Raw genomic sequence first — 15608 nt, 5'->3', positions numbered from 1 at the left:
CTTCTTTTTTATATCTATAGTTTCTAAAGCAATTCATTTAATTTACCCATAGTTTCGGTTCATTCTATTATGTAAAATAAACCTTGATAGCGCTTTATTATCAGGAAGACATCTAGGATAACTGAATTGGTGGGATATGATGACAACAGATGAACAAATAAGAAAAAAGATGCGCTTACTTGCAATTACATGGCCTATATTTATTGAAGTTTTTTTAAACACTTTCATGAGGATAGCAGATATATTCATGCTTAGCTTCGTATCTGATGAAGCAGTTGCTGCTATTGGTGTAGTAAACCAATTAATGATGTTTACATTCGTCTTATTTAATTTTACCGCAATGGGCACAGGTGTGGTTGTAGCACAATTTGTTGGTGCTGAGAAATGGCATGATGTGAGTAAAACGATTGCAAATGCAATATTTATTAATTTATTATTTGGTATCTTTATAAGTAGCGTCGTTGTACTATTTAGATATTCGTTTCTAGATTTATTTCAATTACCAAAAGAATTACTCGTATATGCAGATCAATACATTCTAATCGTTGGTGGAACTTTATTCACACAATCCATCATGATGACGATTTTCTCTGTTTTACAAGCACAAGGATTCACAAAAGAAGTGATGTATATTGCATTAGGAATGAATGTGTTTAACATTATAGGTAATGCACTATTTATTTTTGGATTGTTTGGTATACCTACATTAGGTGTAATGGGTGTAGCAATATCTACCGCTATTTGTCGAGGGATTGCCGTAATTGTTGCTTTTATTCTGCTATACAGAAAAACAACCATTCCATTGCACTTACGCGATTATTTTATATTAAAGAAAAGATATGTGAAGAAAATCTTACAAATAGGTATTCCTGGTGCTGGAGAACATTTATCTCACAACCTTAGTCAACTCACGATTACTGTCTTTATCACAATGTTAGGCACACAGGCTTTAACAACAAGAATTTATACACAAAATCTTACAAATCTAATGACGGTTTTCTCTTTATCGATTGCAAAAGGCATGCAAATATATATTGGACAGCTAGTCGGTGCAGGTAAATTAGAAGAAGCATATAAAGAAATGTATCGTGGCTTAAAAATCGCTACTATTGTTGCATTAATCATAGGAAGTCTCATTGCTATATCTGGTGAATGGTTACTCGGATTTTTCACAAGCGATTCGGATATTATTGCACTCGGATCTATTATTTTATTCTTAGGGATGATATTAGAACCTGGAAGGACATTTAATCTTGTTATCATTAGTTCATTACGCGCTTCAGGAGATGCCACTTATCCTGTTCTAATTGGTATTCTGTCGATGTGGGGAATTAGTGTAACGCTTGCCTATTTATTCGGATTGCCATTAGGATATGGCTTAATTGGTATTACTATTGCTATCATTATAGACGAATGGTTTAGAGGCGGCTTAATGTTCTGGCGTTGGAGAAGTAAAAAATGGCAAGAGAAAAAACTTGTAGAAAACGATACTCTCGTAACTTCAAACTAATGGTTTCTATACCAGAAACCTCTCATCCATACGTTCAAGACAGATAACTTCGTTGCTATCATTCCATATGTTATCATAAAAAGAAAAAGGAGCGATTTGTTGTATGTCTGTTTTTGATATTCAGGTTGAAAAGGTAAATGGAAATCAAGTACCATTAGAAGAATATAAAGCAAAAGCAATGATCATTGTCAATACAGCAAGTAAATGCGGGTTTACTCCACAATTTGATAGTTTACAATCATTATATGAAAAATACAAAGAGGATGGATTGATTATATTAGGGTTTCCTAGTAATCAATTTATGAATCAAGAACCAGGCTCTAGTGAAGAAGCTTCAGAATTTTGTAAATTAAATTACGGTGTCAGTTTTCCTATGTTCGCTAAGATTGATGTAAGGGGAAAAAATGCACACCCACTATTCAAGCACATCACAAAAGCTGCACCTGGAATTATTTCAGATCAAATCAAATGGAATTTTACCAAATTTCTACTCGATGAAGATGGAAATGTTGTAAAAAGGTATGCACCTAAGACTGACCCAAATGAAATGGAAGAAGATCTTAAAGAACTTTTAGGAATTTCAATGTAAGAGATTGTTACAAAACAATTCTATAATTACAAAAAATCCAAACGATTCGGCAAACAGCTTTTCAATCGTTTGGATTTTTACGTAATGAAAGATAAATTACAGATAACTCTATTTGGTTATCTAAAGCTTTTGTATGTGCTTAGCAATCGCTCCGACTTCTCCGCTTCCCTTTCCGTGGGTTTTTCCCCACAGGAGCGGAAACAGACGCCTTCGCTTTTTTATACTCTACAACTATAGTAACGATAAAGAACTTTAGTTACCCATTTCATTTAATAAGTTTGCCATTTCAATTGCGGAGATGGCAGCTTCTGCACCTTTGTTCCCTGCTTTTGTTCCTGCACGCTCAATAGCTTGTTCGATAGTATCTGTTGTTAGGACACCAAATATTACCGGAATCCCTGCATCTAATGATACTTTAGCAACTCCCTTTGATACTTCACCACTTACATAATCAAAGTGCGGTGTAGATCCACGAATGACTGTACCTAATGTAACAACAGCATCATACTTTCCTGATTCGGCCATTTTTTTCGCAACTAATGGTATCTCAAATGCACCTGGTACCCAAGCTACATCCACATCATCTTCATTTACCCCATGACGACGAAATGCATCTTCTGCGCCACTTAATAATTTGCCTGTAATAAATTCATTGAAACGCCCTACAACAATTCCTACCTTTAAACCTGTACCTACTAACTTACCTTCTAAAAGATTACTCATTTCAAATTCCTCCTCCATCTTGGTTATGTTTAACATGTAAAATGTGATCTAACTTCTCTACTTTTGTTTGTAAATATTTTTCGTTATTTTTATTTGCTGGTATTTCAATTGCTTTTCTGCCAACAAGCTCTAAACCATATTCTTCAATACTTTTTAGTTTACGTGGATTATTTGTTAATAACTCAATCTTACCAACACCGAGATCACGTAAAATCTGGACACTTATTGCATAATCTCTTAAATCATCAGGGAATCCTAATTGGTGATTTGCTTCCACTGTATCGTAGCCTTCTTCTTGCAATTTATATGCTTTCATTTTGTTAATAAGGCCAATACCTCTTCCTTCTTGTCGCATATAGACAAGTACACCTTTGCCCTCTTTTTCGATTAATTGTAGAGCTTTCTCTAATTGAGGCCCACAATCACATCGTAATGATCCAAACACATCACCTGTCAAACATTCAGAGTGTACTCTTACAATGGTTGGTTCATTCGGCTTAATGTCACCTTTGTATAATGCAATATGCTCTTTATTCGTATACTTTTCCGTGTATGCTACTAATTTAAATTCACCAAATGATGTAGGCAAATGAATCTCTGTCTCTCGTTGAATTAATTGGTCATACCTTTTTCGATATTTAATTAAATCCTGAATCGTAATCATTGGCATATCAAACTTCTCTGCAATCTCTTCTAAGTCATGCTTACGTGCCATCGTACCATCTTCATTCATTATTTCACAAATAACTGCAACTGGTTTAGATTCAGCTAAACGTGCTAAGTCTACAGCAGCTTCTGTATGTCCTGTTCGTTCTAAAACACCAGCATTTTTTGCAATTAACGGAAAAACATGTCCTGGTCGTTTAAATTCAAAAGGCTGTGCTTCATCATCTACTAATTTATTGATTGTCAATGCGCGCTCATGTGCACTAATTCCAGTATGTGTTGTATGATAATCTATACTTACAGTAAAGTTTGTTCCATGTGCGTCTGTATTGTTCGTAACCATTGCACCTAATTGAAAACGTTCTGCATACTTCTCTGACATTGGTGTACAGATTAAGCCTCTACCTTCTGTTGCCATAAAGTTAATAACATCAGGAGTAGTCTGTTCTGCTAACGCAACAAAGTCGCCTTCATTCTCTCTGTCTTCATCATCCATTACAATAATCACTTCGCCATTCTTTAACGCTTCTATGGCTTGTTCTATCGTTCCTTTCATCTGTGTGCCTCCTAAAAACCGAACTGTCTCAGTTTTTCTTCTGTTAAATTGGATTCCTGCTTATGATGAGATGTTTCCATTAGTCTCTCCATATATTTTGCCAACATGTCAAATTCTATATTGACAGTGTCCCCTTGATTTTTATCACCTAAAATAGTTGCTGCTTGTGTTTCTGGGATTAGAGAGATAGTAAAGCCTGAATCATCTACATTAAATACAGTTAATGACGTCCCATCTACTGTAATCGAACCTTTTAATGCAACATATTTTGTATGTGGAACATTAATGTATATATACTTCGCATTGTCTTCAAGCCACGTCCGTGCTATCTTTCCAACAGTATCGATATGTCCTGACACAAAATGACCACCAAATCGACCATTAAAGGACATAGCCCGCTCTAAATTTACAATTGATTGACTACTTAATTCCGAAAGAGAAGAACCACGAAATGTCTCTGGTATCACATCAACGGTAAATGTTGTGGTTGTATAAGCAGTAACTGTTAAACAAACACCATTCACTGCAATACTGTCACCTATTGATACATCTTCAAGAACCTTCTTTGCTTCAATTTGAAGTTTTAATGCATGATTTAATTGCTTGATGGAACGAATACTTCCTTTTTCCTCTACAATACCTGTAAACATCATGCTTCTTCCTTTCTTTTTGCGATAATTTTAATATCCGGTCCTATTTTTTCTACAGAGTCAATACATACATACGTCGCTTCACTCATCCATTGTGGAGAGATTCCTCCTACCACACTTCTAGCATCTACTCCACCTAATAACTTCGGGGCAATATACCAATGACATTGATCAAAAAGTTTTGCTTGTAGAAAAGATGCATGCACTGTGCCTCCACCTTCGACATAAATGGACTGCACCCCTTCTTCATATAGCCTTTCTAATACATCACGTATTACCAATTTATCTCCAGGCATATGAATGACTTTTATATGTGGATAGTTTTTTCTAAAAGCTTCCACTCTACTCGTCTCACTTGTCACAATCCAAGTAGGGGCTGATTTATCCAATATGTTCAGTTCTCCTGTTAAAGACAATTTAGAGTCCAAAATAATTCGAATTGGATTTTTCCCACCTTGTGGTAACCTTGTTGTTAAGCTTGGATTATCTAATAACACCGTGTTCTTACCTACTAAAATGGCATCATGACTATGCCTTTCTCTATGCACATCTACCCTTGCTTCCTCTGAAGTGATCCATTTGCTGTCGCCAGTACTCGTTGCTGTCTTGCCGTCTAGTGTCATGGCTGCTTTTAATGTAACGTACGGAAGTTTTTTTGACATATAATGAAAGAACTTTTGATTCACATTCCTTGCTCGCTCTTCTAATATGCCCACTTCTACTTCGATTCCAGCATCTCTTAATAATTGAATACCTTTACCTGCAACCTTAGGGTTTGGGTCTACACAACCGATATACACTTTTTTTAACTTTCGCTGAATGATTAACTCTGCACATGGAGGTGTTTTACCAAAATGCGCACATGGCTCTAGTGTGACATAAATGTCTGCACCTTCTGCTTTCTCTTTCGCTTGCTCTAACGCATGTACCTCTGCATGAGCTTCACCAGCGTGTAAATGTGTACCTACACCTAATAATATGCCATTCTTAACAACAACAGCGCCAACGGAAGGATTTGGGCTTGTTTGTCCATTCGTTGCCTCGGCTAAGTCTAATGCTAATGCCATCCATTCTTCTTTTGTTTTCATTTACTCCACCTAATTTCTCAGATGATTCTTATCTATCTATGAATACAATCATTCCTTTTACAAAAAGACGTAAAACCCCCTAAGCAATTATACCTAGGGGGTTCATCTTTATATGCATATATATAATGGTGTAATGGGTAACACAAATAAAGAAAATAATCGCGCATATTGTCATATCGCGTCATCTTCGTCGTACCCGAATAAACATAAATACTGTGATCTATGCTCTCCAACCATTCCTTTTCCCATCCAGACTATCACTGTCGGTTTTGGATTTGCACCAAATCAACTTTCACATGTGTACACATGATCCAGGTCACGGACTTAAAAGTTACGTCACTTTCTTACCGTCGGTCGGGAATTACACCCTGCCCCAAAGGAATTTCATCTATTCAATTAATTAAATTATATAGCAACATCACTTGTAATTGCAAAGAATTGAGTTCTAATCTTCACCTAATATACGTACTTCTCTTTCTAAATCCACATCAAATCGGCTTTTTACTTCTTTTTGGACCATTTCAATCACACCAATATAATCTGTTGCTGTTGCATTACTTTTGTTCACAATAAACCCTGCATGTTTTGTCGATACTTCCGCTCCTCCAATACCTTTTCCTTGTAAATGGCTGTCTTGGATTAACTTACCTGCGAAATATCCTGGTGGACGTTTGAACACACTTCCACATGACGGATATTCTAATGGTTGTTTTGATTCACGCTTATATGTTAAATCATCCATTGTTGCTTTTATTTGATCAAATTCTCCGTCCTCTAATTGAAAACATGCTTCTAGCACGATATAATTTTTTTCTGCTATATTACTCTTTCGATAAGATAAATCCAGGTCTTCTGCAAGCACTTTTTGGACATTTCCATCTTCATCAACTACAATAGCAGATTCTAAACAATCCTTTACTTCTCCACCATATGCACCAGCATTCATATATAATGCTCCACCAACAGTACCTGGAATTCCACAAGCGAATTCTAGACCTGTCAAACATTTCTCTAATGCATAACGAGATGCATCAATAATTCTTGCACCACTTTGGGCAATCAACTTTGTACCTTCAGTTCTAATGCCATCGAATTGTTTTAAATTTAATACAATCCCTCTAATTCCACCATCTCGTACAATCACATTCGATCCATTACCTAATAAAGTGAAGGGTAACTTCTCTTTTTTTGCATATTGAACAATTTTTTGCACTTCTTCCACTTTTGTCGGTGTAACGAAAAAGTCTGCTTTCCCACCTAATTTTGTGTATGTGTGATTTTTAAGTAATTCATCCATAAAAATGTTGTTCTTATCTATCAGTTTAGCTAAATCATTCATCATTTGTTGTTTAGTCATTTTGGTACCAACCCTTTACAGTTCTATTGTGTAAATGTTCTACACAATTAATCTTTATTATAGCAATAATGAAATATGAACTGCAACAAGTGAAAATATGCGAAAATATTCAGCACACAGTAAAAACGAACGACCCTTATTGGAATCGTTCGTTGGCGTTCATTTATTATTTCGTTCGCTTTAACCCATTAAAGCAACCATTAGTGCTTTTTGTGCGTGCAGACGATTTTCTGCTTCTTGGAATACAACAGATTGTGGTCCGTCTATGATATCTGCAGTTACTTCTTCTCCACGATGTGCTGGTAAACAGTGCATAAAAATGGCATCAGATTTTGCATGTGCAAACAATTCATTGTTCACTTGGTATTTTGCAAATGCTTGTTCACGTACTTTTTGTTCTGCTTCTTGCCCCATACTTGCCCACACATCAGAATAGATAATATCCGCATTAGCTACAGCCTCAATCGGATCTTCTGTCACCAACACTTCTGTTCCTTCTGCAAAAGACTTCGCTAATGCAGTAATATTCTCATTCGGTTGATAACCTTTTGGTGCAGCAATCGCAACATCAAGCCCCATTTTGGCACAACCAATCATTAAAGAATGAGCCATATTATTCCCATCACCAATGTATGTTAGTTTTAATCCTTCTAATGTGCCTTTTACTTCTTTAATTGTTTGTAAATCTGCTAATACTTGGCATGGGTGATAATCATCAGTTAAACCATTAATCACTGGAATGGAAGCATTCTCTGCTAAATCCTCTACATCTTTTTGAGAAAATGTACGAATCATAATCCCATCTAAATATCCTGATAACACTTGTGCAGTATCAGAGATCGGTTCCCCTCTCCCTAATTGGATGTCATTTGAGCTTAGGAATAGTCCTGTTCCACCAAGTTGATAAATTCCAGCTTCGAAAGAAACACGCGTACGCGTAGAAGATTTCTCAAATATCATGCCCAATGTTTTACCTTTTAAAGGTTCATATACTTCCCCGTTTTTCTTTTTTTCTTTAATTTGAGCAGCTAATTCCAAAATATATCCAATTTCTGCTTTCGAATAATCTGCTAAAGTTAATAAATCTCTGCCTTTTAATTGTTCTTTAAAACTCATCGTATCGCTTCCTCCTTTATATTTTGGTCTTTTTGATATGCCTGTATCGCAACAGGTAATTCTAGCTGCTCTTGTGTTGCCTGAATATATGCAACAAATGTTTCATTGGATGTAAAGCATGTTGTGTCAGACTTTAGACAAGCTTCTCTTAATGTGACATGTCCATCATGCTCTCCAGTACGATTTGTATCTACTACAAGTGCATATTCTTCTTCTAAGCAACTTGATTCTGCTTCTTCTAAAGAAACAACTCGATCGACCGCAATTTTATTGTCTAGCATTTGTTTGGTTTGTGCATCTGTTTCAATGACAACATGCAACTTTCTTAACGTATCTATGAAGTCTTCATTCACATTTGTTACAGATAAAAATACTTTGTCAGACTCCTTTAATTGTTTCAGACTATTTTCTTTCCAACCAAATGCTTTCGCCATTGCTTGATTTACACTTGTACCAATACCGATAGCTTCTCCAGTCGATTTCATTTCAGGTCCTAATAATGGGTCCACACCAGGTAATTTATTTGTAGAAAATACCGGCATTTTCACTGCATAATATGGGACATCTTTATGCAAGCCTAACTTCCATTTTTGACCCTTTAATTGTTCGCCCATTTGCACACGTGTTGCCAAATCTACCATTGGCACACCTGTTACTTTACTTGCAATCGGAACTGTTCTTGAAGCACGTGGATTCACTTCAAGTACATATACTGTCTTTCTGTCATGACTTAAAACAAATTGAATATTCATAATCCCTTTTATATCTAATTCTTTCGCAATTTGCTTTGTATATTGTTCAATTATTTGTTTATGAATCTCTGTTAAATTCGGAGCAGGGAAAATGGCTATACTATCACCTGAGTGCACACCTGCTTTTTCTACATGTTCAAAGATTCCTGGAATTAATACATCTTCTCCATCACAGATTGCATCAATTTCCACTTCATATCCCTCGATATATTTATCAATTAATAATGGGAAAATTCGATTTGCGTATTGCTTTTCAGATAGACTTACCAAATAATCTTTTAATTGTGTTTCATGATGTAAAATAACCATCCCTTGCCCACCAATCACATAAGATGGGCGCAATAAGATTGGATAACCAATTCTATTGGCAGTGTCCATTGCATCATCCAATGACAGGACAGTGTCACCTGGAATATGCGGAATCGATAATTTTTGTAATAATTGATAGAATAAATCTCTATCTTCTACTGCATCAATTGCATGTAAGGCGGTACCTGATATCGCAACACCTGCTTGAGTTAATCCTTGAGCTAAATTGATGGCAGTTTGCCCACCGAATTGAACTAGTACACCGTCCGCTTGCTCTTTTTTCACGATATGCAACACATCTTCTACTGTCAATGGCTCAAAGTATAGGTGATCTGCCGTATTAAAGTCTGTACTTACTGTTTCTGGGTTGTTATTAATGACAATTGCATCAATATCTTGTTCTTGTAGTGATTTGGCTGCATGTACAGAACAGTAATCAAATTCTACCCCTTGCCCGATTCGAATCGGACCTGAACCTAATACAACCATTCGTTTGTTTCCTTGTAAAGGTTCCACTTCATCTAGTTCATTCCAAGTACTATAGAAATATGGCGTTTCTGCAGAGAACTCTGCCGCACAAGTATCTACCATTTTGTAAGATGGCGCTAAATTAAATGACAGTACTTTCTCCATTACTTCTTCTTCTGTTACATGAAATAGTTTTGCAATTGTTTTATTAGAGATAGCAAATGCCTTCACATCTTTAAAGTCTTCTGAAGTAAGCTCATCCCACGACTTCTGTGCTAATTCTTTCTCTTTTTCGATCATTCTGTTTAATTCATATAGGAAAAATTTGTTAATTTCTGTGATTTGATGAATTTCGTCAACAGAATAATCTCGTCTTAGTGCTTCTGCCACGATAAATATACGTTCATCTGTCGCTTTATCTAAAGCTACTTCTAATTGTTCATTCGAATATTTCTCTACACCATCTAAATGTAAGGAATCTAATCCAATCTCTAATGAACGAATTGCTTTATTCAATGCTGCAGGAAAATTTCTAGCTAGTGACATGACTTCACCTGTTGCTTTCATCTGTGTACCTAACAGCCTATCTGCTTGTGTAAATTTGTCAAATGGCCATCTTGGTATTTTTGCTGCAATGTAATCAATGGATGGTTCAAAACTCGCATATGTATCACCTGTAATTGGATTAATGACTTCATCTAAGTGATAACCTAGTGCAACTTTTGCAGCAATTCTAGCAATTGGATAACCTGTTGCTTTACTAGCAAGTGCACTTGATCTACTTACACGAGGATTCACTTCAATTATGATATAATCATCATTCTCTGGATTTAATGCAAATTGAATATTACATCCACCAATGACACCTAATTCACGAATTACTTTTACAGAAGATGTTCGCAGCATTTGGTATTGTCGATCTGTTAATGTTTGTGATGGTGCCACAACAATACTGTCTCCTGTGTGCACACCAACAGGGTCGAAGTTCTCCATGTTACAAACAATAATGCATGTATCATTAGAATCACGCATTACTTCATATTCAATTTCCTTCCATCCTTTCACACTTTGCTCGATCAATACTTGATTAATTGGACTATAATGCAATCCATTTTTTACAATTTGGCGTAATTGTGTTTCATCATCTGCAATTCCACCACCTGCACCACCTAACGTATATGCAGGACGAACAATCATTGGAAACCCTACTTGATTAGCAAAACCAACCGCTTCCTCCACTGAACTTGTAGACAAACTCTCCGCAATTGGTTCGCCTATCTCTTTCATCATCGATTTGAAGATTTCTCTATCTTCTCCCTTTTGGATCGTTTCTAAAGGTGTACCGAGTAATGTTACGTTATGTTTCGCTAACACACCCGCTTCATCTAATAACACCGCCATATTTAAACCTGTTTGCCCACCTAAAGTAGGCAAAATACCATCAGGCTTCTCTAACTCTATAATTTTTGTAATAGATTCACATGTTAATGGTTCAAGATATACTTTATCTGCAATATTTTCATCTGTCATAATCGTAGCGGGGTTGTTATTTACTAATATTACTTCTACCCCTTCTTCTTTTAGTGCAAGACACGCTTGTGTTCCTGCATAATCGAATTCAGCTGCTTGCCCAATAACGATTGGACCTGAACCGATTACGAGTACTTTCTTTATATTATCTAACTTAGGCATGCAGTTTCTCTCCCTTAGTGATGAATGCTTGAACAAAATCTACAAATATATGATGTGTGTCAATTGGTCCAGGATGTGCTTCTGGATGAAATTGAACAGACATTAAAGGTTTACTTTTATGTTTTAATCCTTCAACTGATTTATCATTTACATTAATATGTGATACATAAAAATGATCATTATTAACCGAATCATAATCAACGACATATCCATGATTCTGTGATGTAATCATGACTTTTCCAGTTTGTAAGTCTTTGACAGGATGATTGCTACCACGATGGCCATATGGCAAACGTTTAGTTTCCGCGCCATACGCTAACGCAATCAATTGATGACCTAAACAAATTCCCATTGTCGGAAAATGTTCTGCTATTTGTTTGATATCATGTAATTGTTTCTTTAGTGCCTTCGGGTCTCCAGGGCCATTGGATAATAAAACCCCATCTGGATCCATCGACTGTATTTCTAAATAACTCGTATTATATGGAACTACTGTCACATCACAGCCAAGTTCTACAAGTGAATGTGCAATCGAATGTTTGTAACCAAAGTCCATGACAACAACTTGTGGTGTTGGAACAGCAGATGGACGGTTTGTTTTGTATACTACTTTTTCCTTTACAGATACCTCTGCTACAATAGATGGATTTACTTCGTTTACTAAAGGTGTGTCCTCTGGATTATCTGTAATCTTTCCATATACTTCGCCGTGTTCACGAATAATCTTCGTAAGAGCACGTGTATCAATATGAGATAATGCAGGAATATCGTATTTCTCTAGCATTTCTATTAATGTATGTGTACTCTCATAATGCTCTGGATTTTCACTAGGTGTGGATACAATAAATCCTGCTAATGATGGTTTGATACTTTCGTAATCAATACGATTCCATCCATAATTCCCGATTAGCGGATATGTCATTGTCACGATTTGTCCTGCATAGGAAGGATCTGTCATCACTTCTTGATAGCCCGTCATCGCAGTATTAAAAACTAATTCTCCTTCTACTTTAGATGGTTTACTTAACCATTTCCCCTCTAATACATCCCCTGTATTTAAAACAAGATAGCTTGTTGGTCTTTGCATAAACTCTCCTCCTTGTATTACATCCCTTATCTATATAAAAATCCTCAAGTTCAGTTTTTATAATTATACTATAATATTTATAATTATGCACTAAATATTATAAAAATACATTTATTTAATCTCAATATACGAGTTGCGCTAACTTTACTGTGTATAAATTAATCAAGATTATACTAAATGTAATGTAACACTTCCTTAGTTAAAAACATTGGCGTCGGAATTTGATACGTTATACTGGTCTACTATGTATCGCCACTATACTTAGAAAAACTAAATCTCAAATCACAAAAAAACTAAGTCAACTGCTTATGGCAGAGACTTAGTTTTTTCTTACTATTTCATCCATACATTTACTTTTTCAGCAAATGTGGATACCCATTCCTTCGTATCATTTAGACGTTGATTAGCAAAACTAATTTGTTCTTGTACTCTACCTTTAGCAGTGCCACCTGCTACATCTCTTGCATTCACTACAGTTTCTGGCTTTAATACATGATAAATATCTTCATCAATTAACTCAGAAAATTGTTTGAATTCTTCCATCGTTAGATCAAGCAAAAATTTATTTGATTGAATACAATATAACACGGCTTGTCCCACAACTGCATGTGCCTCTCTGAATGGCAATTCTTTATTAACAAGATAATCTGCTAGGTCTGTTGCATTAGAGAAATCCTCTGCAACTGCTGCATACATATTCTCTTTCTTCACTTCCATTGTCGAGATCATTGGAGCAAATAATGCAAGTGCACCTTTTAATGTTTCTACAGTATCAAACATACCCTCTTTGTCTTCTTGCATATCTTTATTATATGCAATTGGGAGGCCTTTTAATGTTGTTAACATCCCTATTAAATGACCATACACTCTACCAGATTTCCCACGAACTAATTCTGCGACATCTGGATTTTTCTTTTGAGGCATCATGCTACTTCCTGTACAGAACGCATCATCTAATTCAACAAATTTGAATTCCGCACTAGACCACTGTACTAATTCTTCACTCAATCGAGATAAATGCATAATTATTAAAGATGCATTTGCTAAAAACTCTACAACAAAGTCACGATCACTTACTGCATCCAAACTATTTTCGACAATTCCGTCAAAATTCAGCTGTTCTGCAACAAAGTGACGATCAATCGGGAATGTCGTACCAGCAAGTGCTCCTGCACCAAGTGGGGAGCGATTCACACGTGGAAAGCTCCCTTTTAGTCTTTCAATATCGCGCTCAAACATCGAAACATATGCCATCATATGATGGGCGAACAACACTGGTTGAGCACGTTGCAAATGTGTATAACCTGGTAAAATCGTCTCCAAGTTCGCATTTGCTTGTTCTATCAACGATGTTTGTAAATTGGATAACAATTCAACTATTGTGACAATTGCATCACGCAAGTATAAGCGCATATCCAATGCTACTTGATCATTTCTACTTCTACCTGTGTGCAATTTACCACCAACAGCTCCAATTTCATCGATTAACAGTTTTTCCACATTCATATGAATATCTTCATTTGCTTCTGTTAATTCCGCTTCACCTGCAGTAATCTTATCTGCTACAATTTTCAATCCTTTTTTTATCGTTTCCGCATCTTCATGTGGAATAATATTGCATTTAGCCAACATCGTAACATGTGCTAAGCTTCCTTGGATATCATATTGTGCCAGCTTTTGATCAAAGCGAATCGATGCTGTATATTCATCGACTAATTCATTTGTTGGCTTTGTAAATCGTCCGCCCCATAATTTCATTGTTTCACTGCTTCCTTCATATCTATTTTTGTTTTCTCCATAATCTTCGCTTTATCTGCATGTACATTATTTACAGTAGAATGTACTTTTGTTGGTAATCCCCATAACTTAATGAATCCAAGTGCTGCTTCATGATCGAATTCATCACCTTTGTTGTATGTCGCAAGATTGAAATCATATAATGAATTATCAGATTTACGACCAATGACAAATGCTTGCCCTTTATACAATTGTACTTTAGCTACACCATTTACATACTTTTGTGTTTCTGTGATAAATGCTTTTAGTGCATCTGTAAGTTGTGTAAACCATAATCCATCATAGATTGCTTGCTCTAATTGTTGTTCAACAACTGGCTTGAATTTTGTCACTTCTCTTGGTAATGTGATGGATTCAATCTCTTGGTGTGCTTTAATTAATGTAATTGCTCCAGGTGCTTCATATATTTCACGCGATTTGATACCAACTAAACGGTTCTCGACATGATCAATTCTCCCAACACCATGTTTACCCGCAATCTCATTTAATTTCAGAATAAGTTCATGTAACGGATATTCTTCTCCATTAATCGCAACAGGCTTCCCTTGTTTAAATTCGATTTCCACAATTTCTGGTTGATCAGGAGCATCTTGTGGAGATACAGTTAATTCAAACGCATCCTCAGGTGCTTCTGCCCACGGGTCTTCAAGAATTCCACATTCATTTGCTCTTCCCCAAAGATTTTGATCCACACTATATGGACTATCTAAATCAATCGGAATTGGAATACCATTCTTTTCTGCATATTTAATCTCTTCATCTCTTGTCATTTTCCACTCACGAACTGGTGCTACAATTTTTAAATCTGGATTTAATGCAGTAAAGGCCACATCAAAACGCACTTGGTCGTTTCCTTTTCCAGTACATCCGTGTGCAACAGCTACAGCTCCTTCTTTCTCTGCAATGTCTACTAATACTTTTGCAATTAGGGGACGAGAAAGTGCAGAAACTAATGGATATTTCTTTTCATACATTACATTTGCTTGTAGTGCTGGTAACACAAAGTCTTCTGCAAATAATTGTTTTGCATCAACAGAATAAGATTTAATTGCACCTACATCAATTGCTTTGTTTTTTACAAATTCTAAATCCTTTCCTTCTCCTACATCTAATCCTACTGCAATGACATCATAGTTATATTCATCTTGTAACCATTTAATTGCAACAGAAGTATCTAATCCTCCAGAATATGCCAATACCACTTTTTCTTTACTCATGTATATCTCTCCTCAATATATAATCTATCAT

12 protein-coding genes and 1 riboswitch are annotated in these 15608 nt (G+C 35.9%); of the genes, 2 read left to right on the top strand and 10 right to left on the bottom strand.

The window, feature by feature from the left end:
- Window positions 1-139: 139 nt before the first annotated feature.
- Together ACFOZ1_RS09945 and ACFOZ1_RS09940 are read left to right on the top strand one after the other, a co-directional pair.
- Window positions 140-1510: an MATE family efflux transporter gene (locus ACFOZ1_RS09945; protein ID WP_390198918.1), complete on the top strand. Its 1371-nt coding sequence runs from the start codon at window positions 140-142 to the stop codon at window positions 1508-1510.
- A 103-nt stretch (window positions 1511-1613) separates the two neighbouring features.
- Window positions 1614-2099, top strand: coding sequence for a glutathione peroxidase (locus ACFOZ1_RS09940; RefSeq protein ID WP_390198916.1), 486 nt, complete (start codon window positions 1614-1616; stop codon window positions 2097-2099).
- 252 nt (window positions 2100-2351) lie between these two features.
- Here the strand turns inward: ACFOZ1_RS09940 and ribH are convergent, their stop codons facing one another.
- From ribH to ACFOZ1_RS09890, 10 genes are all read right to left on the bottom strand, one after another.
- A complete protein-coding gene (gene ribH / locus ACFOZ1_RS09935; protein ID WP_390198914.1) occupies window positions 2352-2822 on the bottom strand; it encodes a 6,7-dimethyl-8-ribityllumazine synthase in 471 nt (156 codons plus the stop codon).
- A 1-nt stretch (window position 2823) separates the two neighbouring features.
- A complete protein-coding gene (locus ACFOZ1_RS09930; protein WP_390198913.1) occupies window positions 2824-4044 on the bottom strand; it encodes a bifunctional 3,4-dihydroxy-2-butanone-4-phosphate synthase/GTP cyclohydrolase II in 1221 nt (406 codons plus the stop codon).
- A gap of 11 nt (window positions 4045-4055) precedes the next feature.
- A complete protein-coding gene (gene ribE, locus ACFOZ1_RS09925; RefSeq protein WP_390198911.1) occupies window positions 4056-4694 on the bottom strand; it encodes a riboflavin synthase in 639 nt (212 codons plus the stop codon).
- Window positions 4694-5782 (bottom strand): bifunctional diaminohydroxyphosphoribosylaminopyrimidine deaminase/5-amino-6-(5-phosphoribosylamino)uracil reductase RibD, encoded by a 1089-nt coding sequence (gene ribD, locus ACFOZ1_RS09920; protein WP_390198909.1) that lies wholly within the window; start codon window positions 5780-5782, stop codon window positions 4694-4696. Before ribD ends, ribE begins: the two co-directional genes overlap by 1 nt.
- Before the next feature lie 233 nt (window positions 5783-6015).
- A riboswitch (FMN riboswitch) is annotated at window positions 6016-6167 on the bottom strand.
- 60 nt (window positions 6168-6227) lie between these two features.
- A complete protein-coding gene (murB, locus tag ACFOZ1_RS09915) occupies window positions 6228-7139 on the bottom strand; it encodes a UDP-N-acetylmuramate dehydrogenase (protein WP_390198907.1) in 912 nt (303 codons plus the stop codon).
- Window positions 7140-7319: 180 nt separating this feature from the next.
- Window positions 7320-8255: an ornithine carbamoyltransferase gene (argF, locus tag ACFOZ1_RS09910; RefSeq protein WP_390198905.1), complete on the bottom strand. Its 936-nt coding sequence runs from the start codon at window positions 8253-8255 to the stop codon at window positions 7320-7322.
- Window positions 8252-11476, bottom strand: coding sequence for a carbamoyl-phosphate synthase (glutamine-hydrolyzing) large subunit (gene carB / locus ACFOZ1_RS09905; protein ID WP_390198903.1), 3225 nt, complete (start codon window positions 11474-11476; stop codon window positions 8252-8254). The genes argF and carB overlap by 4 nt, the downstream gene beginning before the upstream one ends.
- A complete protein-coding gene (locus ACFOZ1_RS09900; RefSeq protein WP_390198901.1) occupies window positions 11469-12563 on the bottom strand; it encodes a carbamoyl phosphate synthase small subunit in 1095 nt (364 codons plus the stop codon). Before ACFOZ1_RS09900 ends, carB begins: the two co-directional genes overlap by 8 nt.
- A gap of 333 nt (window positions 12564-12896) precedes the next feature.
- Window positions 12897-14321: an argininosuccinate lyase gene (argH, locus tag ACFOZ1_RS09895; protein WP_390198899.1), complete on the bottom strand. Its 1425-nt coding sequence runs from the start codon at window positions 14319-14321 to the stop codon at window positions 12897-12899.
- Window positions 14318-15577: an argininosuccinate synthase gene (locus tag ACFOZ1_RS09890; protein WP_390198897.1), complete on the bottom strand. Its 1260-nt coding sequence runs from the start codon at window positions 15575-15577 to the stop codon at window positions 14318-14320. The genes argH and ACFOZ1_RS09890 overlap by 4 nt, the downstream gene beginning before the upstream one ends.
- Between the last annotated feature and the right edge of the window lie 31 nt (window positions 15578-15608).

The organism is Gracilibacillus marinus, assembly GCF_042651725.1.
GTDB classification, from domain to species: Bacteria; Bacillota; Bacilli; order Bacillales; family Amphibacillaceae; genus Gracilibacillus; species Gracilibacillus marinus.
This window is presented reverse-complemented; position numbering and strand designations above follow the sequence as displayed.

Excerpts from the sequence above, each read along its gene's own strand:
- ACFOZ1_RS09930 (WP_390198913.1), bottom strand. The coding sequence starts at position 4,044 with ATGAAAGGAACGATAGAACAAGCCATAGAAGCGTTAAAGAATGGCGAA.
- ACFOZ1_RS09890 (WP_390198897.1), bottom strand. The coding sequence starts at position 15,577 with ATGAGTAAAGAAAAAGTGGTATTGGCATATTCTGGAGGATTAGATACT.
- argF (WP_390198905.1), bottom strand. The coding sequence starts at position 8,255 with ATGAGTTTTAAAGAACAATTAAAAGGCAGAGATTTATTAACTTTAGCA.
- ACFOZ1_RS09945 (WP_390198918.1), top strand. The coding sequence starts at position 140 with ATGACAACAGATGAACAAATAAGAAAAAAGATGCGCTTACTTGCAATT.
- ribE (WP_390198911.1), bottom strand. The coding sequence starts at position 4,694 with ATGTTTACAGGTATTGTAGAGGAAAAAGGAAGTATTCGTTCCATCAAG.
- ACFOZ1_RS09940 (WP_390198916.1), top strand. The coding sequence starts at position 1,614 with ATGTCTGTTTTTGATATTCAGGTTGAAAAGGTAAATGGAAATCAAGTA.
- ribD (WP_390198909.1), bottom strand. The coding sequence starts at position 5,782 with ATGAAAACAAAAGAAGAATGGATGGCATTAGCATTAGACTTAGCCGAG.
- murB (WP_390198907.1), bottom strand. The coding sequence starts at position 7,139 with ATGACTAAACAACAAATGATGAATGATTTAGCTAAACTGATAGATAAG.
- argH (WP_390198899.1), bottom strand. The coding sequence starts at position 14,321 with ATGAAATTATGGGGCGGACGATTTACAAAGCCAACAAATGAATTAGTC.
- ACFOZ1_RS09900 (WP_390198901.1), bottom strand. The coding sequence starts at position 12,563 with ATGCAAAGACCAACAAGCTATCTTGTTTTAAATACAGGGGATGTATTA.
- ribH (WP_390198914.1), bottom strand. The coding sequence starts at position 2,822 with ATGAGTAATCTTTTAGAAGGTAAGTTAGTAGGTACAGGTTTAAAGGTA.
- carB (WP_390198903.1), bottom strand. The coding sequence starts at position 11,476 with ATGCCTAAGTTAGATAATATAAAGAAAGTACTCGTAATCGGTTCAGGT.